Raw genomic sequence first — 22,067 nt, forward strand, 5'->3', positions numbered from 1 at the left:
CTATTTATCTAATAAAGCCTCAAGTGCCAGACGATATGAGTTCAATCCAAATCCACAAATCACACCTTTACAGGCACAAGCAATCATAGAAACATGACGGAACGACTCGCGGGCATGAACATTGGAAATATGAACCTCAATCACAGGAGAGGGAACGGAACGGATGGCATCCTGCAAAGCAATGGAAGTGTGCGTATAAGCTCCTGCATTCAAAATGATTCCATCCACATCGAAACCGGTCTGCTGAATTTTATCTATCATTTCTCCTTCAACGTTCGACTGGAAATAACCCAACTCCACATCGGGATATTTTTTACGAAGCTCACCTAAATACTCTTCAAATGTAACGCTTCCATATATAGAAGGTTCACGCTTGCCCAAAAGATTAATATTGGGACCATTAATAATTTGTATCCTCATAACACAATCCTGCTATTTTTAATACCTTTGTCTTCGAGAACAATATTTCAAGATGCAAAGGTAGAAAAAAGAAATGAAATTAGACGAAAAAACAAAAAAGAAGGATGTGCAAGGGTTGATTATCAAAAAGTACCAACAGTATCTGAAACTGGAAAAGTCATTATCCAAAAACACATTGGATGCTTATTTGACGGATTTGGACAAGCTATTGAACTTTTTATCGGCCGAAGGTGTGGATATACTGGAAATCAGCCTGAAAGACCTTCAGCGTTTTGCAGCCGGACTGCATGATATCGGTATCCATGCCCGGTCACAGGCACGCATCATTTCCGGCATCAAGTCTTTCTTCCATTTTCTGATAATGGCCGATTATATAGAAGCTGATCCGAGTGAATTACTGGAAGGTCCCAAGATTGGTTTTAAACTACCGGAAGTATTGACTGTAGAGGAAATAGACCGTATCATCTCAACTGTAGATCTGAGCAAAAATGAGGGACAGCGAAATCGGGCAATATTGGAGACACTCTATAGCTGTGGTTTACGGGTTTCGGAATTAACCAACTTAAAACTATCAGATCTTTATTTTAATGAAGGATTCATTAAAGTAGAAGGAAAAGGTAGTAAACAACGATTGGTGCCCATCTCCCCCAGAGCCATTCAGGAAATAAAATACTATTTCATGGATCGAAACCGGATTAACATAAAAAAAGATTATGAGGATTATCTGTTTTTAAGCAGACGGGGAACACACCTATCACGTATCATGATCTTTCATCTTATCAAAGAACTGGCCGATATGGCAGGTATCACCAAAAACATCAGTCCACACACATTCCGGCATTCTTTCGCAACACACCTTCTTGAAGGAGGCGCCAACCTGAGAGCTATTCAATGCATGCTCGGACATGAATCAATTTCGACCACCGAGATTTACACACATATCGACCGTAATATGCTGCGAAGTGAAATCATAGAACACCATCCGCGCAACATCAAATATCGGCAAGAAAAAAGGCATTTCAATAAACAATAAAGTCTGGTTTGGCGTTATTTAGAGAGAGAAATAGTGCTGAACAGCTCAGGAATGCGACAGTTTTCATTAAATTATAATAAAATTAAGGGTGTATTTGCCTAAATGTATAAGAATTAATATCTTTGCGTGGCATTTATGGGCAATCCACAGATGCGTATTGAATAGACAAAATTTCAATTACAAACATTTAATTTATACCTAAAATGATCAAGAAGTTGTATTTGCCTTTACTTATGGCATTGGTTGTTGCATTGTCATCATGTAGCAACAAAATGGGTGCACTGTCATCTGATTACTTCACTACGACTCCTCAGGTACTGGAAGCTGTAGGTGGTAAAGTTCCTGTGACTATCAACGGAAAGTTCCCTGAAAAGTATTTCAAAAAGAACGCAGTTGTTGAAGTAACTCCGGTCCTGAAATGGGAAGGTGGACAAGTGAAAGGACAGCCTGCTGTATTCCAGGGTGAAAAGGTAGAAGGTAACGACCAGACTATCTCTTACAAGATGGGTGGTAATTACACGATGAAAACTACATTCGACTATGTTCCTGAAATGGCTAAGTCTGAACTGTACCTTGAATTCAACGCAAAAGTTGGAAAAAAAACAATCGCTATCCCTGCAGTGAAGATCGCAGACGGTGTGATCTCTACTTCTGAATTGATTAACAATACTTTGAGCAGCGCTAATCCGGCTTTGGGTGACGACGCTTTCCAACGTATCATCAAAGAAGCACACAACGCTAACATCATGTTCCTTATCCAACAGGCTAACATCCGTTCAAGCGAATTGAAAACCGCTAAGGAATTCAACAAGGAAGTTGCTAACGTAAACGATGCAGAAAACAAAAAGATCAGCAATATCGAAATTTCGGCTTATGCTTCTCCTGATGGTGGTGTGAAACTGAACACAGGTTTAGCTGAGAACCGTGAAGGTAACACTACTAAACTGATCAATAAAGACCTGAAGAAAGCTAAAATCGAAGTTCCGGTTGATGCTAAATATACTGCTCAAGACTGGGAAGGTTTCCAGGAACTGGTTTCTAAATCAAACATTCAGGATAAAGAACTGATTCTTCGTGTTCTGTCTATGTATCAGGATCCGGAACAAAGAGAGACAGAAATCAAAAACATCTCTTCTGTATACAAAACTTTGGCTGACGAAATCCTGCCGCAGTTGCGTCGTTCTCGTTTGACTTTGAACTATGAAATCATCGGTAAGTCTGATGAAGAAATCGCTAATCTGGCTGCAACAGATCCGAAACAGTTGAATCTGGAAGAAATCCTGTATGCTGCTACACTGACTAACGACCCGGCTAAGAAAGCTGACATCTATACAAAAGCTTCTCAGCAGTTCCCGAATGACTACCGTGCATTCAACAACTTGGGTAAACTGGCTTATCAAGCAGGTGATTTGGACAAGGCTCAATCATACGTGAAAAAAGCAGAAAGCATTAAAGCTGCTCCTGAAGTAAACATGAACTTAGGTTTGATCGCTCTGGCTAAGGGTGACAAAGCTGCTGCTGAGTCATACTTAGGTAAAGCTGCCGGTGCTAAAGAACTGAACGAAACATTGGGTAACCTGTACGTAGCTCAGGGACAATACGAAAGAGCAGTAAACGCATTTGGAGACACTAAAACAAACAGTGCTGCTTTGGCACAGATCCTGGCTAAGGACTACAACAAAGCTAAAAACACTTTGGCTGGTATCTCAACTCCGGATGCTTACACAGACTATCTGATGGCTGTTCTGGGTGCAAGAACTAACAACACTTCTATGCTGACAAGCAGCTTGAAGAGCGCTGTAGCTAAGAACCCGGCTTTGGCTAAGAAAGCTGCTACAGACCTTGAGTTCGCTAAATATTATACGAATTCTGATTTCATGAACATCGTAAAATAAGCGAGACTTAATTGAGAAAAATATAAAAAAGGAGTTGTCCGCCACATAAATGGCGGGCAATTCTTTTTTTTTATCTACAAAACCCTTACTTTCGCAGAAAAGAAATAAGAATGAGAAAGATAGGGATTCTATTTATTACTGTGTTTTGCCTGTTTGCCTGTAAAAGCAACAGCACCCAAATCAGTCTGGAAGGTGAACTTAAGGGACTGACTAACGACACACTCTACTTATATGGAACAGACGCTCTATATGATCGCATAGATACTATTTATGCACAAGAAGGTAAGTTTAGCTACAATCTCAACGTAGATTCGACAGTAATCGATACGCTCACAGCAACTGTACTCCTGATAAACGGGAATGTAGAGTATCCGCTCTTCCTGGACAAAGGAAACCAAATTAAGATAAAGGGAAATGCCAATGATCTCAGCCATTTGGACATAGATGGCAATGAACCGAACACAAGCTTGAGTCTTTTTATGAAAGAACAGAAAAGTTTGGGTCAGGCATCCAATAAAATGATGCAGGAAAAAGCCGAAACATTTATCCGCCAACACAACTCCTCACTGGCCAGCATTTATCTCCTCGACAAATATTTTGTGCAGACACCACAGCCGGATTATACCAAAATAAAAGAAATAACCGAAAGCATGACGGGAGCACTCCTTGATCGTCCTTATATTGAAAATATCAGCGACTATATTGATCAACTGGAAAAAGTGACTGTTGGTAAATCTGCTCCTTATTTTAGTTTACCCAATAAAAAAGGTGAGAAGTTATCACGTTCAGCTGAAAAGTTCAGAGACAAATATCTTCTACTTAATTTCTGGGCTTCGTGGTGTGACCAATCATCCGAAACCAATACAGAGCTGAAAAGACTAAATAAGGAATATAAGAGAAACAAGAACTTTGCCATATTAGGCATATCGCTTGATATAGATAAGAAAGCATGGGAAACAGCCATCAGTAAAGATAGCCTGAATTGGGAGCAAGTATGCGATTTTACCGGTTTAAGCTCAGAAACAGCCAAGCAGTATGCAATACTGACGCTACCAACCAATATCCTGATCTCGCCAACTGGCAGAATTCTGGCAAGAGACATCAAAGGAGAAGCACTTACCAATAAACTAAAAGAATTACTGAAAACCGAAGAAAAGAAATCCGGAAGAACTAAACGCTAAAATCGAGTCACTAACCTCAAAATCATTAGAAACACGTGCTTATAAAAGTATTCGGAGCGGCTGTACAAGGCATTGAAGCAACCCTCATCACTATAGAAGTCAACAGTTCACGAGGATGCATGTTCTACATGGTAGGCCTTCCCGACTCAGCAGTCAAAGAAAGCCACCAGCGTATTCTGTCTGCCCTGCAAGTAACCGGGTACAAGATGCCTACCAGCAATATTGTTATCAACATGGCCCCGGCAGATATCCGCAAGGAGGGCTCATCTTACGATCTGCCATTGGCTATCGGAATGTTGGCTGCCAGCGAGACTATTTCATCCCAGAAACTATCTCGCTATATGATAATGGGAGAACTCAGCCTCGATGGAACAATCCAACCCATCAAAGGAGCTTTGCCCATAGCTATCAAAGCACGGGAAGAAGGATTTACCGGGTTAATCGTTCCTTTGCAAAACGCACGGGAAGCGGCAGTAGTCAATCACTTGTCGGTATACGGAGTGAGTAATATACAGGAAGTTATTGAATTCATCAATGATAAACACGAACTGACACCGACTACAGTCCAGACCCGTGAAGAATTTTATGCCTGCCAAAGTGACTTTGAATACGATTTTGCAGATGTGAAAGGACAAGAAAATGTGAAACGTGCACTTGAGGTGGCGGCTGCAGGAGGCCACAACCTCATTATGGTAGGAGCGCCGGGAAGCGGTAAATCGATGATGGCAAAAAGGCTGCCTTCCATTTTGCCCCCTCTATCCTTAGGTGAAAGCCTTGAAACAACCAAAATACATTCAGTAGCCGGCAAGTTAGGGCGCAACTCTTCTCTGATATCCCAACGTCCCTTTCGGGATCCACACCACACCATCTCACAAGTAGCTATGGTAGGCGGAGGCAGTTTTCCGCAACCGGGAGAAATCAGCCTGGCACATAATGGAGTCCTCTTTCTGGACGAGCTACCGGAGTTTAACCGCAGTGTGCTCGAAGTATTGCGTCAGCCTCTTGAAGACCGTCGTATCACCATTTCACGCGTAAAAAGCACGATCGACTATCCTGCCAGTTTCATGCTGGTAGCGTCTATGAACCCGTGTCCGTGTGGCTATTACAACCATCCGACCAAACCATGTGTCTGTAATCCGGGACAAGTACAAAAATACCTGAATAAGATATCCGGTCCTCTGCTGGACCGGATTGATATTCAAATTGAAATAGTTCCTGTACCATTTGAAAAGATCTCAGAACAACGACAAGGAGAATCCAGTGCAGCCATCAGGCAAAGAGTGATTAAGGCCCGACAGATACAGGAAGAAAGATTTGCTTGTTATCCGGGAACTTATTGCAATGCTCAAATGACAAGCAAGCAACTATCGGCTTTTGCACAGCCTGAAACAAAAGGTTTGTCACTGTTGAAAAGTGCCATGGAACGCCTCAATCTTTCAGCCCGCGCTTATGATCGTATCTTGAAAGTATCTCGTACGATAGCCGATCTGGAAGGAAGCGGACAAATAAAACCAGAGCATTTGGCAGAAGCCATCAGCTACCGGAACTTAGATCGAGAGAATTGGGCTGGATAATGTTATGAAGAGCAAAGTTATAATGAAAGAAAACCTCCTTATCACACTCTGTCTTATCTTGTTATCATATGGAATGACCGGATGCAAAGACTCTACACGAACTTTGCTTAGTAAGTCTGTAGAAATGGAAAAAATCTCTACAGACAGTATGCTGTTTTATCTTCAACAAATACAAGAACCAAACCATCTAACCAATAAACAGCGGGCTGAATACTGCTTCCAATTATACAAAGCCACATTGTGGAAAACTCAAAAGCCCAAAGATTCTCTACTTAAAGTATGTATCCCACTTTTTTTACAATATGGAGATACAGCCCAATGGTTACAGGCTCAACTGGAACAAGCTAACAGCTACTTTTACAAGCACCAGCCGGATTCTGTTTTACATGTCGCTTCATCCCTTCAAAACAAAAAAAAGTATATGACATATAGTCAACAGAGGTATTATTACAACATGCAAAAATTTGCCTACTTTAATCTAAAAAAATATTCGCAGGCTCTTGATCTGGCAAATAGCGTACTGGCACTGAATAATCCATCTAATGATACTCTATCTTTATTTTACGACCATCGGAGCCGATTGGAAATATTAAAAAAAATGGGAAAGACAGACGAAGCAATAAAAGGATATTATAAGATGCTTGAATGGCTTGCCCCTTCAAAAGAATACCGTTATCTAAACTATTCCATAGCCGAAGATATTGTGAATTATCATCTACAGCAGCAAGATTTCAACAAAGCACTGGAATCCATGCTGGAGCTCCGCTCGTATCGCCGTAATCGTTATGACGTACCCTACTATCAATTGATCCGCGGACAAATATTCCAATCCTTGCACCAACTGGATTCGGCCCAATACTATTATAAACAAGCAGCTATCTCAACCTCACCATATATCGCGGCAGAAGCAACCTCCCGCCTGTTCCGGTTAATAAATGCGACGCAATATCCTGAGCAGGCATATTATCTGGCAAAAAATGAAGATATACTGTATGACAATCTTACATTAAACGTTAAAACAGAAGAGACTACCAGAAAATACAACGAAGCCAAGCTTCAGAATGAGCTGTATCAACTGCGTCTCACTCAGCAAGAAAAAGAATTATGGATGATGGGAATCACAGTTATTCTATTATTCATAGCCCTACTGATATCATTTTTCTATCATCAGGAAAAGAAGAAAAGATTGCTATCGGAGCGAAAGCTGCAAGCAGAACAGGCAGAAGAAGAGGCTCGCCGATTGCAACACGAGAATGAATTATTGCATAAAGAAGCTGAACTAAGTGCGCTACGCGAAAAAGAGATTTTCATGCGTAATAAAGAAAGTGAAATGCGTGAAGCCCTATTCCGTCACATCTCTTTCTTCCAGAAGCTTCCTTCCCTCCATACAGAAAACTCTCCGGAAGATGGTCCAAACAGCCGGAAAATCACTGTAAATGATGCAGAATGGAGCGAAGTAAAACAAGCGGTAAATGATGCATTTAATAATTTCGTTGACCGGCTGCAAGAAAATTATCCGCAACTCAGTGAGAAAGATATTTGTTTTTGCTGCCTGGTAAAGATCAATGTGAACATACAAGACCTATCGGATATCTATTGTGTCAGTAAAGCAGCCATCACTAAGCGCAAGTACCGAATTAAAACAGAAAAGATGCATATTTCTGATGAAACTCTCAGTTTAGACGCCATTCTCCAAAGCTTCTGATAATAGTTGTCCGCCAGACGAAAAGGAAAGTCCACAACTAATACACTGAACAACAACAAACTAAGCAACAGTCAAGCGTCTATTTTTGTCCGCCTGTTTTTTTGTCCTCCCTCCCACTAATAGCTAATTTTGCTATTACAAAACGCGTTTGATTATTCATCTAATTATTTATGCTTATGAAAACCAGAATGATTTATCACAGTTTGGCAATCTGCTGTTTATTGCCAACTTTTGCTTTTACAACGGGGGACAACGATCCACTCGCAAAATCACCCACAGTTGCCAAACTTACGAATACTCCCAATGGCCCGTTGATCGGTTGCGACTTAAAAGCACTAAAAGATACCGTAAATTTCCCATTGAGTCAGTTGACAGAAGAATTACAAATTGTAAAACTCGACAATCGGGATGAAGCGCTTATTGGTGGCTGGGTACGGACGACCGTCGGAGAGAAATATATTTTAGTAAGCAATAACAAACAGACCCCTTACAAACTATTCGATCGTTCGGGTAAGTTTATTGCCACTATCGGATCGTATGGACAGGGACCAAACGAATACCTTAATACATATGCCGAACAACTGGACGAAGCAAATAACCGCATCTACATTTTACCCTGGCAAAGCAACAAGATATTGGTATTTGACTTAAAAGGCAATGCATTAGACCCTATTCCCCTATGTTTGCGAGTTCCCAAAGGAAAATTCCGGGTAGATACTGCTAAATCAGAAGTCACAGTCACCGTTTTGCCATTCCCCAACTGGCCTGCAGTAGTATGGACTCAAGATTTAAAGGGTAAGCGTAAAAACTTTGTAGCACCGGGCAGTCTTTCTATGCCACAGGATTTCAGCAACGAAGTATTGATGGGAAATAATACCTCTGCTTATGATGTCATGCTACTCAAAATCATACCTAAACCAAGTGTAGATACTCTATACCACTATAATGCCGCAAAAAACAAACTGGAAGGGCGTTTTACTGTAAAATATCCATCAAACGATAATCTGCCTTGGCACGGTTATTATGAGATACCCAATCATTTCATAGGCGATGTATCTTTCCCAGTACAAGTAGACGAAAACACATTCTCCAGTTCTAAACCGGCTTATTACATAGTTAACAAGAAAACTTTGCACGGCAATTATGTGCGTCTTTACAACGACTTCCTTACTACTCCCAGTTCGACAATCTATCCTTCATTCAGTAATGGGTATTATGTCACTAATATGGAACCACTGGCATTGAAAGAAATGCTTGAGAAAGAAGTCAATAAGAAAGGACTGGCAGCTGACAGAAAGAAAAAGGTACAAGACTTAATTAAGTCTCTCAATGAAAACGACAATAATATCGTATTATTCGCCAAATTGAGAAAGTAAAAGAGTGATTGTAAATAGTAGCCATTGATAACTTAAGGGAAGTGCCCCGGTGAATTAACCTTCGGCACCTCCCTTATTGTCAAGCCATTGCGAATAATTTTCTAAAATCTTATAATAAATTCCTGCTATATAGAATCTGTTTCTTCCCGAGACAGTATTTACCAAATGTACGTAATAATCTATCAATCACCCCTGCTATGCCCCAACAACCCGAAATAACAAATAAAACAGTTGGATTTGCAGGACCTTTTATAAATACATTATCTCTCTATATGCTTAATTATAAGAAAAATAGTCCGGTTGCTTCTCCGTATTGATTATATATATGTAACTTATATCCTTTATTTAGCGGCAAACCTTTCATCGAGATAGTATAAGTCATATTCTCGATTGGATGGACGAGATCATGGACAAGGACAGTGTTATGTGCATCCTTAATCTCAATATTTACATTATCAAAAGTTGTATTAAATTTTATATACAATAACTCCTCTTCATAATTTATCGATGCTTCAACAGACGGTAAGCCTCTTACAACTTCCCAGCTTTCTGAAAGACTTATGTTCCGTTCCTGTACTGCGTTCAAAGATGTATTTTTTGTTATGGCTCTTGGAACCAAACAAAATAATAATGATAGAATAAATAGTAATTTTACTTTTTTCATAACTTGCTGTTTTTTTGATTAGACACAGCAAAATTAATAGCAAATTTAATAAATACATCCATTTTGCTGCAATTAGGCATGGACAATCACATATTGAATATCAGCAATTTATATATTTTTTGATGGACAAAGGGAATAATGCCTATCTGTTTCTCAAGCAAATATTGTATTTATACCGAATAATTGGAAGTATATTGAAAAAAAGTAAAATCCGACACCGATTTTATGCTGTACCTAAGTTATAGGTTAGTAAGTAAATGCTCGTAAAGAGTTGTTTTAGGTAAAGAGTTTAATCCAAGACGTTGGCGTAATCTTACTCTTTTTTTAGAGACAGAGTTTGGAGAAATACCCAGCAAGTCAGCTTCAATATTAGAATCGAAATTAAACATAACCAGACAACAGTACTTCCACTCCTGTTCCGTAAGTTCCAGACACAGGCTATATACATGAGATTTGAGATTTGGAAATGTATCCGTACTCTCTTCCACTATGGAGTTCCATAGCTTTTCTGTCAATAAACCCTCTTCCCGGGGAGCTTTATGGTTGGTTAATTCCAACAGTTTTTTATAAATGGGGGAACTATTAATTTTCACTCTTTGCAACTGATGATATTTTTGTGTTAAATTGTCAATTTCTTCTTGCAATTCATTAATTGCACCTTCATTTTTATCTTTCAGGTCAACTAACTGGGACAGCTGCTGCCTCTTTTCTTCCAATTCAATAGTTGAATTCAATAATTCGATTTTCTTTGCAGCTAATTCTATCGTTTGTTTGTCCAGTTTGTTTTTTATCTTTTGTTTATAAAGAAAGTACATGAAAATTATAACACTCAGAAAGAAGACGCAAATACAGAGGATTATGATGTAACGTTGTTGCTGGATTGTCAGCTCATTAACTTTTTCTCTTAATTTAAAGTTACTATACTTTTTCTCTATTTCCAACACTCTTGATGCATGTTGAGCCATAGTAATAGAATCAACAGCACGTTGATACTCTTCCAGATTCTCTAATGCAGACTGGTAATTACCCTCTGCTTTATTAATCCTATAGTAAGCCTTTTTAATTGAAAATTCTCCCGGTGGGAATTTAGAAGAGACCTTGTTCAATGCCATTCGCGCTTTTTGGGGGAATCCCGTTTCTAAATATAGATTGATTAGCCCCAAATAGCTGTAAGTTGTATTAATAGAATCGTAGGAAACCGATTTTATATAATAGTCTTCTGCTTCTTCGTACCGTTTCAAATCACGATATATATTCCCAAAAGCATTTTCTATAATTGATTGAATCCTTTTATCACTTAAACCTTGTGCAAGAGAATCAGCTTCTTTTATACAACACAATGCTCGATCAAAAGAATCCAAAGCACACCATTGTCGGGCAATATTCCTTATTGCATAGATGTGGCTTTTTCTATTTCCCGCTTTCTCAAACAATACCTTAGAGTCTTTATATTGATTCATTGCCATTTGTGGCATATCGTTCAAGTTATATAAATCAGCTATATACGTACAGATATAGCCTGAAGTATTAAACAACCCATTATTTTTGGCAGAATGCAAGGCTTCCACATAGTTACTCATAGCCTTATCGTATTCACCGTCGACATAATAAGAACGTCCCAAATAAAGCTGCATCTTCGCTTGATCTTCGGTACTTCCATGTTTCATGTACCATGCCAGTGCACGATCCAGATTACAGGGAGAAGGCAGATTGTTATTGTTCAGTTTATCAGCTACTTTTCCTTTCAGCATACACCACAAAGAGAATTCAGCTATACTTAGAGCGTCAGGAGAAGGTATTCCAGCTAAAATTATATTGGCACTGTCAGGGTAAGTTTCGATTAATCTTTCGGCATTAAGTAATAAAGGCAATGATGGGTGTTGCTTTTCACATCCTATAAGTATCATAGTGAATAATAGTAATAGAATATTTTTTGTGTGTTCACTCATCATTGTCTGATTTTGGTATCTGCAAAGGTAAGTCCTTCATGTATATGATCAAAATACTATAATAGCCTCTAAATAAAGCATGAATCAGTCCCTAATTATCCCAATCTATAAAAATAGCTCCAAATAATCTCCTAAAGTTTTACAATCCTCTTCTGATGACAAAAGAGGAGCTCCCCTTCGTCATTGTGCAAATGCATACCGTTACCTTCACAATAACGGAAGAAGCTACAATCCGCACATTCACCCTTACGTGCCCACTCACGATCACGGAACATCTGAAAGCGCTTCTCCCATACTTCCATAAAGTTATCTTTATAAATATTGCCTTGATGAAAATTACTGCGTATGCTGGGACAGGCTGAAATAGAGCCGTCGGCTAAGACAGAAGCCACACTGATACCCGCATTACACGAATAGAAATGATCACGTACTTCACTCTCATAATTACCAAGAAAGCCCTCACAACCATAGCTCAGATGGACACGCCCTTCCTTCCGTACCTGCTTGATAAATTCCAGGACTCCGGTAAATTCTTCATTTGTCAACTGAAATTCCGGATGACTGGCCGCACGCCCCACCGGAAAAATAGTAAAAATACGCCAGTTACGCACTCCTATAGTATACAAATAGCTTTTTAACTCTCCCAAATGAGAGTAATTCTTACGATTGACACAAGTAACAACATCCCAGGTCAGTTCGGGTTCGTGCACCAACATCTTAATGGCCTCCAACGCCTTTTCATAACTATCCGGATTACCACGTAACCAGTTATGCTCCTCTGCAAAGCCATCCAGACTAATTGTAACAGCATGCAGCCCGGCAGCCATCAGACTATCGAGCCGTTCACGGGTTAAATATAGCCCATTGGATACAATTCCCCATGGATATCCCCTACGATAAAGAGCTAACCCCACTTTCTCAAGGTCATTCCGCATCAGCGGTTCACCTCCGGTTATAATAATGTTAACCTCATTAGGATTGACGTGCGGTGTAATCGAATCTATAACCCGAAGAAAATCCTCTGCAGGCATATCCTTCTGTTCCGACATTTTCCGGCAATCACTTCCACAATGTTTACATGCCAAGTTACACCGTAATGTACATTCCCAGAAAAGTTGACGCAACGGATGCAATTCCCGGAGATTGTTTCTCATTTTAAGGGCTATCTCCAATCCCAGGCGTTTGCGAAGTGACAATCGTCCCGGATTATTTTTCATCGTCTTTTACCGTTTCCTTCTTGATTTGAATTGTTTTCTCTATAACTGTTTCTCCCCGATACCAATGGCTTCCGCCTGTAAACCCACCAGCGTCTACATCTACGCTATCTTTAGAGTAACTGCCATTGGAATCACCATCCACATCACGGACGATAAAACGATATTTCTTAGACGGAAACTCTACCCTTTCAGTGGCAAAAGCCCCATCCTTATCAGTGATCAACGTATCCGGATAACTCAGCCATGCTCTGCCGTCACCTTCATGTATGGCTCCGGAAACTACTTCAATACCCGGAACAGGTTCCTGTGTATCAGCGTCGATAACTTTACCTTTCACCCGATATTTGGCAGAAGGCATACCATATTCGAGGGGCGTATCGCCCCCTCCATTGTCACAAGACATAAATCCAAGCAACACAAGTAGTCCAGAAAGTGCCCGATTACTATATCGCAGCCATTGTTCGTTTTTCTTTTTCATATATAGAATTCGCGTTTAAGTCCATCTCTTTTTAGTAAACGCAGGAATAAGTGTAATACTGCATCTGCTTTCCTTCTTTTTTATTCTGAAAACAGCATTTATTTTTCTATCCGGATACGGGCGTCTACGGCAATAACCTCCTTATCAGTGGCCAGCAGAGGGTTCATATCCATTTCTTTTATTTCTGTAGCAAAGCGAAGTAACGTAGACAGACGTACAATAATTTCCGCGAATTTATCTTCGTTCACCCCTCTCTGTCCGCGAGTTCCCTGGATAATCTTATAAGCCCGAAGCGAATGAATCATCGAATAGGCCTCCTCATAAGACAAAGGTGCCAAGCCGGAAGAGACATCTTTCAAGACTTCCACAAAGATACCACCCAAACCGCAAAGCACTACATGCCCGAACTTCTCCTCGTATTTAGCTCCGATAAACAACTCAGTCCCTTTCAGCATAGGTTGCACCATGATGGCCCGCGCCTCAGATATCTGCATCATACGGTCGAACTCAAGTGCCAAATGTTGCTCACTTTTTATATTAAGTACCACCCCTCCTACATCCGACTTGTGTACAGGTCCCACAACCTTAGCTACCACCGGAAAGCCACAACGTCGGGCAAAAGCAAGAACTTCATCTTTATTGCCGGACACAAACTCCTCAACTACCGGAATACCGGCAGAATGAAGCAAGGCCTGAACATAATGAGGTTCAATATAACCGTTCTGCGGAATAGAATCAATAATCCGGCGAATGCGAGGTACATCTACTCCAAACAATTCAATCTCCGGCACAGCCGGTTTAGGAGCATTGATGATACGCGACAAAGCCGTGCCCAACATCACCTCATCGGCAAAGTTAACATGTCCTTTCTCCAAAAAAAAGGCTACTTCCTCACCGGCAGTTCGTACTGAAGGAAGAACCGGAAAAAGAGGTTTCTTACAAGTCAGCATTTTCTGGTGCAGCACCTCATAGGTCTCAAACATTGTCACCAGTCCCGGCGTACCGAATATAGCAAGAATTGCATCTATATTCTCAAACTTTTCCTCACAATAATCAATGGCGATCCCCAAATGTTCAGGAGTTCCCGTTGCCAAAATATCAATTGGATTGCCTACTGAAGCACCGGGAAACAGCTTACTCTTCAACTCATCGGCAAGGGGACCCTCCAATTTCGGAACGTTCAGACCTCCTTTCGACAAAGCATCGGTCAACATCACACCGGGGCCCCCGGCATGAGTAACAATAGCAAAATTCCGTCCCTTCAATTCAGGCAAGGTAAAAATACAACCAACCGTTGTCAACTCTCCGCGTGAATAACATCGCACAATGCCGGCTTTACGAAATAAAGCCTCAACTGCCGAATCGGAACTGGCAATAGCTCCGGTATGTGAAGATGCCGCACGACTACCGCTTTCCGAACTGCCTGCTTTAATAGCTGCGATTTTACATCCTTTCCGAATTAACGAAGAAGCATGGAACAACAGTCGGTCGGGATTCTTAATGCTTTCAATATAGATAAGTTTAATTTTTGAGTCTTTTTGTGGATCGAAAGTTTCATCCATGTATTGCAGGACATCCTCTACTCCAATTTGTTTGGCGTTTCCTACTGACCAAACAGAATTGAACTGAAGACCTTTAGCTACTGCGGACTCCAAAATAAAAACAGCGGTAGCCCCGGAACTGGAGATCAGGTCTGCTCCTTGGGGGTTCAGGTTCGGAATGGGCTGAGTAAACACACTGTGATGCCACGTATTGAGCAATCCGATACAATTCGGACCAATCAGTGAAGCACCGTATTTATTAACAGTCTCAAGAATGCGCTCTTCCAATAAAGCGCCTTCCCGCGTTTCTTCTCCAAATCCGGCCGAAAGAATTATGAAAGCCCGCGTCTGCTTCTCTCCGGCCAGTGTTTCCACCACCTCCGGACAAAGAGCCGCAGGAATAGCAAGAATAGCGAGATCTGTATCGGGTAACTCCTTTGCATCGGCAAAAGAAGGCACTCCCTGCACTTCTGTTTCTTTGGGGTTGACAGCCCGGAGCTCTCCCTGATAACCACCGTTTATCAGATTCTTCAAGATAGCACCGCCCGGCTTATGTGTATTGTTCGACGCCCCTACCACAACAATGCTTTGGGGATGAAGTAACTGGGTTGTAATCATAGATTGTATATTATACGATTATTCATTCACAAATATATCGTTTTAGAAACAACCGACAAACAAATCTTACCTAAAAGATACAAAGCAAGAAGATCTCCGAACCGGACTCACTCATGTTTCAGGGAAATTAATACTATAACGGATAATAATGGGATTATCCTTAGGAGTCATTTGTTGCAATGCGGTTTTAAGTTGTCCTTCCGGTAAAAATGACACCAGTCGCATCGCCAAATAAAACTCATTCCATATATTATCAGTTCAAAATATAAATTCAATCACCAAACTCCGATTTCATCACCTCCTGTGCTTTGTCAAAAGCCTTATGAAAGTCACGAGAGATAATTTTCCCATCCGGTGAAATAAAAACAAAATAAGGTAGACCTGCAAAGGCAAAATCTTCTATAATCTTATGATTATCTCCCTTACTTTCTACTTCAGGCCATGGATGTGCCACCATATTTTCGAGAACAGGTTTCAGTTTCATTCCCAATACCTCGTCATCTTCTCCCACATTTTTATTCAGTTCACAAATAGTTTCCATATCATCCGTTATTCCAATAACGGAAAGATGATCCTTATATTTTTCATAGAAGGCAGTGACCCGCTTATCGACGGAAATAGAACCGGGACACAGCCCCCAATGATAAAGAAGAAGATATTTACCTCTGGCATCGTCAGAAGTGATCCTTTTCCCGTCAGTAGTAGTGACAGAGAATAAAGGAGCCTCATTACCGGGAGCAAGTCTTTCTATTGCCTCCACCTCCCGTCTAAATATCTGCCCATAATAACTATTCAGAGCCTCTTGGTTCATGTTCGACAGCACAGATTTCATTTCCTCCGGGGCAGCATACGAAACCTTTTGAAGATATTCCACTGTCACCCAAGTAGATGATGGATTGTTTGCTATCAATTCTTTTATCTTTTGCCGTAAGAGAGTGTAAGATTCTTGATGATTGCTACGAAAACGATTGAACTTATCAACGTATTCCTTAGCCTTCTCCATATCACCTTTCTTTCTTGCCTCATCGATAATCTTTCCATATTTTGCTCGTATGATTTCCAAAGAGTCTTCCAGGTGTACTATTTCTTTCAACGAAGGATCGTTATACAGTCCACCGCTAATGGTACTATAGTATATAAAATCAGTTTCTCCCTTTAGGTGATAGTCCCCTTCTTCCACAATAATCATCAGGGCTTGTCGTGAACTCGCTTGATATCCACCTGAAACGGGTTTATATATCATACTATAATATTGAGTATGTGGCTGTTCACCTGAGTAAAAGAATTTATTGGGATCACTTACAATTACGTTAAAAGCGACTTCCCCCTCCTCTCCTTTATAAGGAAGAGTGGTTTTCCGGAAGGAAAGAGTATCATTGGGCATTAATCCGTCTATCTCACCGGAAATGCTAAACTGATGACTTTCTTGGGCATCCGTGCCACTCACAAAAATCGGAAGAAAGAAAAATCCCAAGACAAGTATACACGAAAAAATTAGCTGCTTCATATATTTCGAATTTATGTTTTATTGCAAATAAAACGGTAACCGATTAATTCTTATAAACCTGATATTTAGGTATAAATATTAAAAATCCCCCTGCGAAATTCTCACCGGAAACCTTAAATATTATTCTCTATTTTTCACCAGCATAATCACCGGATTTGACTCTTCATCCAGTCCGGCAGCTATTTCTTTTAACTTCCCTTTCAATCCGTCATTTTTATACGCATCAACAATTTTGTTGGCTGCCAATGGTTGGATGGCTACTATTTCATCGCCATTCATAGGATCTGAAAGCATATCTACGTTTTGTTTTTCTACAAAATCACCATTGAGCACATTGGCTTCAAAAACTGCATTCTCCTGCTTGTCGTACATTAAATCGGTAATAAGAAATCCTCTTCCGGTAGTAAAATCAAAATCCTTCTTTACAGTATGCATAAAACAATAGCGGTCTGTAACAACTCCCATTGTGAGAAGTATCTCCAGATCCCTGGTAGGAGATTTTATAAGAAAAGGATTTAATTGATTCTTTTCCGGTACATAGTTATATACCGTATCGGAGGAAGTTTCAACAAGTAACCATTCTTTCTGATATGGAATTATAGAACGTATAGAAGTCATTGCAACCGCCCCACCCTTCTGTACAACCGGAGTTTTAATGACATCAAAAGGTATATAAATTTTTTGGGTGACACTTCCGTCTTGCTTCGATATTATCAGGTGATAGGATCTGTTTTCTTCTCTCGGTTGTCCCTCCTTATAATACAAAGACATATCATAACAAATCAGATTGTTCTTATCGTAATTAAATACTTCTAAATATTCACCACCTTCTACATGCTTAAAGTCCCGTTTAAAGTTTCCCGATAAATCATATACATATATTTTCTTTGTCGAAGCACAGTTGACAAACATTTCGTTGTTATCTTCATCTAAAATAATTCCGTTGATAAAACTATATTCTCCATCCCCCTGTCCTTTCCGGTTTATTTTTCTTATCCCTTTACCGGTTTTTCTGTCAAAAACAAAAATATTACCATCATGGCTCCAGTTTTTTACTAATATATATTTTTCACCTATAGCCATCACACTACCCTGAGTTATAAATTCATCGTTCGTTTCCAACGGGATATATTCTACATCCATAAGATCTTGAAGAACCAATTCTTTCTTAGGATAAGTTGTAGTAACATCCACTGTGATTACATTTGTCTTTTCCTCTTTTTCCACGCATCCCAACAATCCCATCATCAGGAATAACGACATAATAATCTCTACTCTTCTCATAATATATGTTTTAAGTTTACTCTTGGTTTGAATCTAAAGCGAACCGGAAGCCTCCATATTCATCATTATAGTTTCCTATATCATAATCAATATATGACACTCGACACCCCAGGGAAGTACCTCCCCAACTACCTCCCCGCAATACACGCCTAAAGAAAAGAGTAGCTCCTTTTAACGGCCATTCCGGACTGACTGATTTGCCATCGTGATAATATTCTTTAGTGTACGTATCCTCGCACCATTCCCACACATTTCCACTCATGTCATACAACCCCAACTCATTGGGCTTTTTGAGCCCTACCGGATGTGTGGTTTTCATTTCTCCAGTTCCACCCTCTTGATAATTCTTAACATACCACGCCACCTCATCTATGTTATTACTTCCACTGTACTTATATCCTTCACTTCGCTTCCCGCCACGTGCTGCATACTCCCATTCTGTTTCTGTTGGAAGGCGGAAAGTTTTACCAGTAAGAGCATTTAGCTTACTTAAAAACTCGTGGGCTTCATTCCAGCTTACATTTTCTACCGGGCAATCATCACAGCCGGTATTTGCAGACGGATTAGAATCACTTCCCATCACGGCTTTCCACAATTTTTGTGTGACCTCATATTTACCCATGTAAAAAGTAGATACAGTTTCTTTATGCGCAGGCTTTTCATTGTCCTCACAATCACACCCTTGTTCATCTGTACATCCCATCATAAATGTACCGCCTTGTATTTGGATCATCTCAAAATCTTCTCCATTCACGGTAAACGTAACACTTTGTATAGGGTCTTGTACAGATTTGTTTTGCGTACAAGAAAAGGTGAGAAACAGTGCCCCCATAATTGTCAGGGTTCTGACTTTTGACATTCCGGTACAAGTACACAGATGTTTTATACTAAAAACAAAATCTCCCATTCTTTAATTCATTTAAAATTCTAAATAAGGCACATCTGTATACTACAAGATAGGATATTTACCGATTTGCCGTTGTGTATTTACGTATATCTCTTCAAATACCTTTTGCCTATGGTTTTTATAGATACAACGTATTATTTATTTCATGTGGTCGTAAATGTAGATAATTAATTCAAGCTTTTGAATAAAGTTGTTTTTTTATTTCCCGGAAGTGTTCAACAACATAATTTCACTTCCTAAAAAACACAACCTGGCAAAAGGAAAAGATGACAAGACGTGGTATTTCCACCTATTTTATCGTTGATTATCCGGTCTCATCTGTCAATAGTACACCGGCTTGCCACCCTCCAATAAGAAAGGACGCTGCATAGGCCCCATATATGTATCGCCGTATACCAGAAACAGTGAGCGGACAGGTACCTCTCCAAAATCCAGTGTACGGAAACAGGATATAAGGTCCGTCACCCAACTCCAAAACCCGCTTTACATCCTAAGTGAGAATACCACACACTCCAAAGAAATAACAACAACACTGTTTTCTACGAGTCAATCAAATTTTATCTAAGAAATTCTAAAATAATATTGTAAAATCTGGCGAAGATATGTTTTTGTTACGCTACTTTCATCTATTTGCGGAACATACGTGCTATTTATCCTAAAATTAGAATCAATTATAAAAAAATAGGGCCGTTCTATATCCGGAATACATTCATTCAGATTAGCACCTATATTAAATATTGGATATTTTATTTTTGAAATTCTTTTAAATTGCTTCATATAGAAATTACTATCATAATTTGTAAGCAATATAATATGATCAGCACCTATTGAGTCAACATACAGATTCAATAATTCTATTTGCTTATTTACACAAGTATTACAATTTAATTCAGAGTAACGTAACACTAACTTATTTCCATCAATAATCTTTGAAAGGGTTCTTTTATTCCCGTTAGTATCAAAGACTTCCAATGAAGGATTCAACACCTTCCCATTAGCCCTCAACTCATAGTTTCTAATTTCCCGCTCAATTCGATGACTACTCTTTTTTACAGAGTCTTCATTAACTAATCGTATAATAGTATCCTGCATCCTATCAGAGGTACTATTCCGTTTAAATATATATATGTTAAAACAGAGTAATAGTACACATATAATCAGAATTAAAAAATAATTAAGTTTCATCGTTTCTTATTTTACACTTTATAAGTACTGGATTATCATCTATATCCAGAGAATCAATTAATCTTTTCCATGTTTCTACTCTACCTTTATCTCTAAAGGTATTAGGACTAAAATGATTTTTCCACAAATTCAGGAGTTTAATAGGTAACCATGAAATAAAGTAATTATCTTCAATCAAAAAATTATGTGGAATAGTCAGATTACCTTCTTTCCTGACTCCCAATTGTCTCCCTATTTGATATTGCCCCGTTTTTTTATCAACTAACATATACCTATATTCCTTACCATCAACATAAGTACCTAACATCCATTGGTCTGAATGTTGAAGGTGAATTGGACCTCTTACATACCCCTCTTGGAAAGCTAAATCCATTATTTCATCTCCACTATGACTTTCTTTAAAATCATCAGGTATACTTCGTTTTGAAAACTTCAATGTATATACGGGGATAGCTCTATCTTTATTTACTTGATAGATTGTATCACTAAGGGCATAAAAAATAAACGACCGCTCACAAACCCGACTACATTGCTCCTCAATAGACCACGCACTTCTATTTACCGCAATTTTTTGAGAAAAAGGTAAATAAGACTCCATACTCGAATTTCTAAGATCAAGCCGATAGAGATTATAACATCCAGAATCAGCAGGGAAATATCCCGAGACAAAGTAAAGGATATCCGGATATGCAACAATCGAGTGATGATGAGGTTCATAGCGAATATCACCTACAAACCGATTTTCTTTTATACTATATACCAAATATTTATGAAGATTATAATCTTGAATCAGTAACGAATCTCCGGTTATAGTAAAATTACTAATTGTGCTATATTCTCCAGGCCCCCCTCCTTGGCTACCTATACTTTTTACAAATTTCCCATTTTTATCAAACATGAATATTTTTTGGCTAACATAAGGATCAGAAACAAAAATAAATTGATCGGTAAATGATACTTTTTTTATTTCTCCTATAAGACACTCATCACTGGTTTCCAATTTTATAATTTCAATCGAATCAGTTAAGATGCATGATAAATCCAAATCATCGGTAAAACGATCCGGATCTATTATAATGTCAAAAGTTTTATTTTGTTCCAGAATTCCATTTTTTGAACCAATACAACTCGCGCAAATAAATAAGAATAATAATAACAGATATTTTTGCATGTTTTCTATACTAATGCCACATGATTATTTTACCTCTCTACACGGCCAGCTATTGCATGTGCCATTAGTACCATCACAAATTCCTTTTTTGCCAGGAACCGTTACATTTATGATATGGTCCGCACCTTCAAGAAATACATCCTTAGAATAATTACAATCATGAGGAGTCGCCTCTCGATAGTCACTCCCTCCTCCTTCACCATCAGCTAAACTCTCAATACCCAGAAATGTCAATTTTTCTAATTAGTTTTCACCCCTTACACTTTTTGTAACGCCTATTAAAGTCGATACACTGGCAAATAGAATAATACCTACCATCCATTTTGTACTTCTCATAATCTATTAATTTATAGTTAATTATT

17 protein-coding genes are annotated in these 22,067 nt (G+C 39.3%); 6 read left to right on the forward strand and 11 right to left on the reverse strand.

Translation table 11 applies throughout. The features are described from left to right. Positions 1-420: a type II 3-dehydroquinate dehydratase gene (aroQ, locus tag R3O62_RS04255; protein WP_005781735.1), complete on the reverse strand. Its 420-nt coding sequence runs from the start codon at positions 418-420 to the stop codon at positions 1-3. A 73-nt stretch (positions 421-493) separates the two neighbouring features. Between aroQ and xerD the strand changes: the two genes are divergently transcribed. From xerD to R3O62_RS04285, 6 genes are all read left to right on the forward strand, one after another. Next, entirely contained in the window at positions 494-1,453 is a 960-nt protein-coding gene (xerD, locus tag R3O62_RS04260) for a site-specific tyrosine recombinase XerD (RefSeq protein WP_005822405.1), read from the forward strand. A 203-nt stretch (positions 1,454-1,656) separates the two neighbouring features. After that, positions 1,657-3,348 carry a tetratricopeptide repeat protein gene (locus R3O62_RS04265; RefSeq protein ID WP_005811783.1) on the forward strand — a complete coding sequence of 564 codons (1,692 nt, stop codon included), beginning with the start codon at positions 1,657-1,659 and terminating at the stop codon, positions 3,346-3,348. 110 nt (positions 3,349-3,458) lie between these two features. Next, positions 3,459-4,529, forward strand: a complete 1,071-nt coding sequence (locus tag R3O62_RS04270; RefSeq protein ID WP_005811784.1) for a TlpA disulfide reductase family protein — start codon at positions 3,459-3,461, stop codon at positions 4,527-4,529. Positions 4,530-4,564: 35 nt separating this feature from the next. Beyond that, positions 4,565-6,103, forward strand: coding sequence for a YifB family Mg chelatase-like AAA ATPase (locus tag R3O62_RS04275; RefSeq protein WP_005811785.1), 1,539 nt, complete (start codon positions 4,565-4,567; stop codon positions 6,101-6,103). A gap of 22 nt (positions 6,104-6,125) precedes the next feature. Beyond that, positions 6,126-7,808, forward strand: coding sequence for a hypothetical protein (locus tag R3O62_RS04280; protein ID WP_269110308.1), 1,683 nt, complete (start codon positions 6,126-6,128; stop codon positions 7,806-7,808). Between the two features lie 176 nt (positions 7,809-7,984). Continuing rightward, a complete protein-coding gene (locus tag R3O62_RS04285; RefSeq protein WP_269110278.1) occupies positions 7,985-9,184 on the forward strand; it encodes a 6-bladed beta-propeller in 1,200 nt (399 codons plus the stop codon). A 280-nt stretch (positions 9,185-9,464) separates the two neighbouring features. Here the strand turns inward: R3O62_RS04285 and R3O62_RS04290 are convergent, their stop codons facing one another. From R3O62_RS04290 to R3O62_RS04335, 10 genes are all read right to left on the reverse strand, one after another. After that, on the reverse strand, positions 9,465-9,848 hold the full coding sequence (locus R3O62_RS04290; protein WP_005822412.1) for a DUF3244 domain-containing protein: 384 nt from the start codon (positions 9,846-9,848) through the stop codon (positions 9,465-9,467). Positions 9,849-10,087: 239 nt separating this feature from the next. Beyond that, positions 10,088-11,755 carry a hypothetical protein gene (locus tag R3O62_RS04295; RefSeq protein ID WP_269110277.1) on the reverse strand — a complete coding sequence of 556 codons (1,668 nt, stop codon included), beginning with the start codon at positions 11,753-11,755 and terminating at the stop codon, positions 10,088-10,090. A gap of 173 nt (positions 11,756-11,928) precedes the next feature. Beyond that, the gene (locus tag R3O62_RS04300) at positions 11,929-13,014 is read right to left on the reverse strand and encodes a TIGR04133 family radical SAM/SPASM protein (protein ID WP_005822416.1); all 1,086 of its coding nucleotides are present in this window, start codon (positions 13,012-13,014) and stop codon (positions 11,929-11,931) included. After that, on the reverse strand, positions 13,004-13,492 hold the full coding sequence (locus R3O62_RS04305) for a radical SAM-associated putative lipoprotein (RefSeq protein ID WP_032539115.1): 489 nt from the start codon (positions 13,490-13,492) through the stop codon (positions 13,004-13,006). The genes R3O62_RS04300 and R3O62_RS04305 overlap by 11 nt, the downstream gene beginning before the upstream one ends. 98 nt (positions 13,493-13,590) lie before the next feature. Continuing rightward, on the reverse strand, positions 13,591-15,651 hold the full coding sequence (locus R3O62_RS04310; protein WP_032529841.1) for an acetate--CoA ligase family protein: 2,061 nt from the start codon (positions 15,649-15,651) through the stop codon (positions 13,591-13,593). A 271-nt stretch (positions 15,652-15,922) separates the two neighbouring features. Continuing rightward, complete coding sequence (locus R3O62_RS04315) at positions 15,923-17,158, reverse strand: TlpA family protein disulfide reductase (RefSeq protein WP_032536902.1); 1,236 nt, start codon at positions 17,156-17,158, stop codon at positions 15,923-15,925. A gap of 120 nt (positions 17,159-17,278) precedes the next feature. Continuing rightward, on the reverse strand, positions 17,279-18,442 hold the full coding sequence (locus tag R3O62_RS04320; RefSeq protein ID WP_269110276.1) for a 6-bladed beta-propeller: 1,164 nt from the start codon (positions 18,440-18,442) through the stop codon (positions 17,279-17,281). 16 nt (positions 18,443-18,458) lie between these two features. Further along, positions 18,459-19,349 (reverse strand): formylglycine-generating enzyme family protein, encoded by an 891-nt coding sequence (locus R3O62_RS04325; RefSeq protein ID WP_022012091.1) that lies wholly within the window; start codon positions 19,347-19,349, stop codon positions 18,459-18,461. A gap of 561 nt (positions 19,350-19,910) precedes the next feature. Beyond that, on the reverse strand, positions 19,911-20,534 hold the full coding sequence (locus R3O62_RS04330) for a hypothetical protein (RefSeq protein WP_413958298.1): 624 nt from the start codon (positions 20,532-20,534) through the stop codon (positions 19,911-19,913). Continuing rightward, entirely contained in the window at positions 20,524-21,705 is a 1,182-nt protein-coding gene (locus R3O62_RS04335) for a 6-bladed beta-propeller (RefSeq protein WP_269110275.1), read from the reverse strand. The genes R3O62_RS04330 and R3O62_RS04335 overlap by 11 nt, the downstream gene beginning before the upstream one ends. Between the last annotated feature and the right edge of the window lie 362 nt (positions 21,706-22,067).

Source organism: Bacteroides hominis (assembly GCF_033042785.2).
GTDB lineage: Bacteria > Bacteroidota > Bacteroidia > Bacteroidales > Bacteroidaceae > Bacteroides > Bacteroides hominis.

Bases quoted from the DNA above. Each gene is read 5' to 3' on its own strand.
- aroQ (WP_005781735.1), bottom strand. From the start codon at position 420: ATGAGGATACAAATTATTAATGGTCCCAATATTAATCTTTTGGGCAAG.
- xerD (WP_005822405.1), top strand. From the start codon at position 494: ATGAAATTAGACGAAAAAACAAAAAAGAAGGATGTGCAAGGGTTGATT.
- R3O62_RS04265 (WP_005811783.1), top strand. From the start codon at position 1,657: ATGATCAAGAAGTTGTATTTGCCTTTACTTATGGCATTGGTTGTTGCA.
- R3O62_RS04270 (WP_005811784.1), top strand. From the start codon at position 3,459: ATGAGAAAGATAGGGATTCTATTTATTACTGTGTTTTGCCTGTTTGCC.
- R3O62_RS04280 (WP_269110308.1), top strand. From the start codon at position 6,126: ATGAAAGAAAACCTCCTTATCACACTCTGTCTTATCTTGTTATCATAT.
- R3O62_RS04285 (WP_269110278.1), top strand. From the start codon at position 7,985: ATGAAAACCAGAATGATTTATCACAGTTTGGCAATCTGCTGTTTATTG.
- R3O62_RS04290 (WP_005822412.1), bottom strand. From the start codon at position 9,848: ATGAAAAAAGTAAAATTACTATTTATTCTATCATTATTATTTTGTTTG.
- R3O62_RS04295 (WP_269110277.1), bottom strand. From the start codon at position 11,755: ATGATACTTATAGGATGTGAAAAGCAACACCCATCATTGCCTTTATTA.
- R3O62_RS04300 (WP_005822416.1), bottom strand. From the start codon at position 13,014: ATGAAAAATAATCCGGGACGATTGTCACTTCGCAAACGCCTGGGATTG.
- R3O62_RS04305 (WP_032539115.1), bottom strand. From the start codon at position 13,492: ATGAAAAAGAAAAACGAACAATGGCTGCGATATAGTAATCGGGCACTT.
- R3O62_RS04310 (WP_032529841.1), bottom strand. From the start codon at position 15,651: ATGATTACAACCCAGTTACTTCATCCCCAAAGCATTGTTGTGGTAGGG.
- R3O62_RS04315 (WP_032536902.1), bottom strand. From the start codon at position 17,158: ATGAAGCAGCTAATTTTTTCGTGTATACTTGTCTTGGGATTTTTCTTT.
- R3O62_RS04320 (WP_269110276.1), bottom strand. From the start codon at position 18,442: ATGAGAAGAGTAGAGATTATTATGTCGTTATTCCTGATGATGGGATTG.
- R3O62_RS04325 (WP_022012091.1), bottom strand. From the start codon at position 19,349: ATGGGAGATTTTGTTTTTAGTATAAAACATCTGTGTACTTGTACCGGA.
- R3O62_RS04330 (WP_413958298.1), bottom strand. From the start codon at position 20,534: ATGAAACTTAATTATTTTTTAATTCTGATTATATGTGTACTATTACTC.
- R3O62_RS04335 (WP_269110275.1), bottom strand. From the start codon at position 21,705: ATGCAAAAATATCTGTTATTATTATTCTTATTTATTTGCGCGAGTTGT.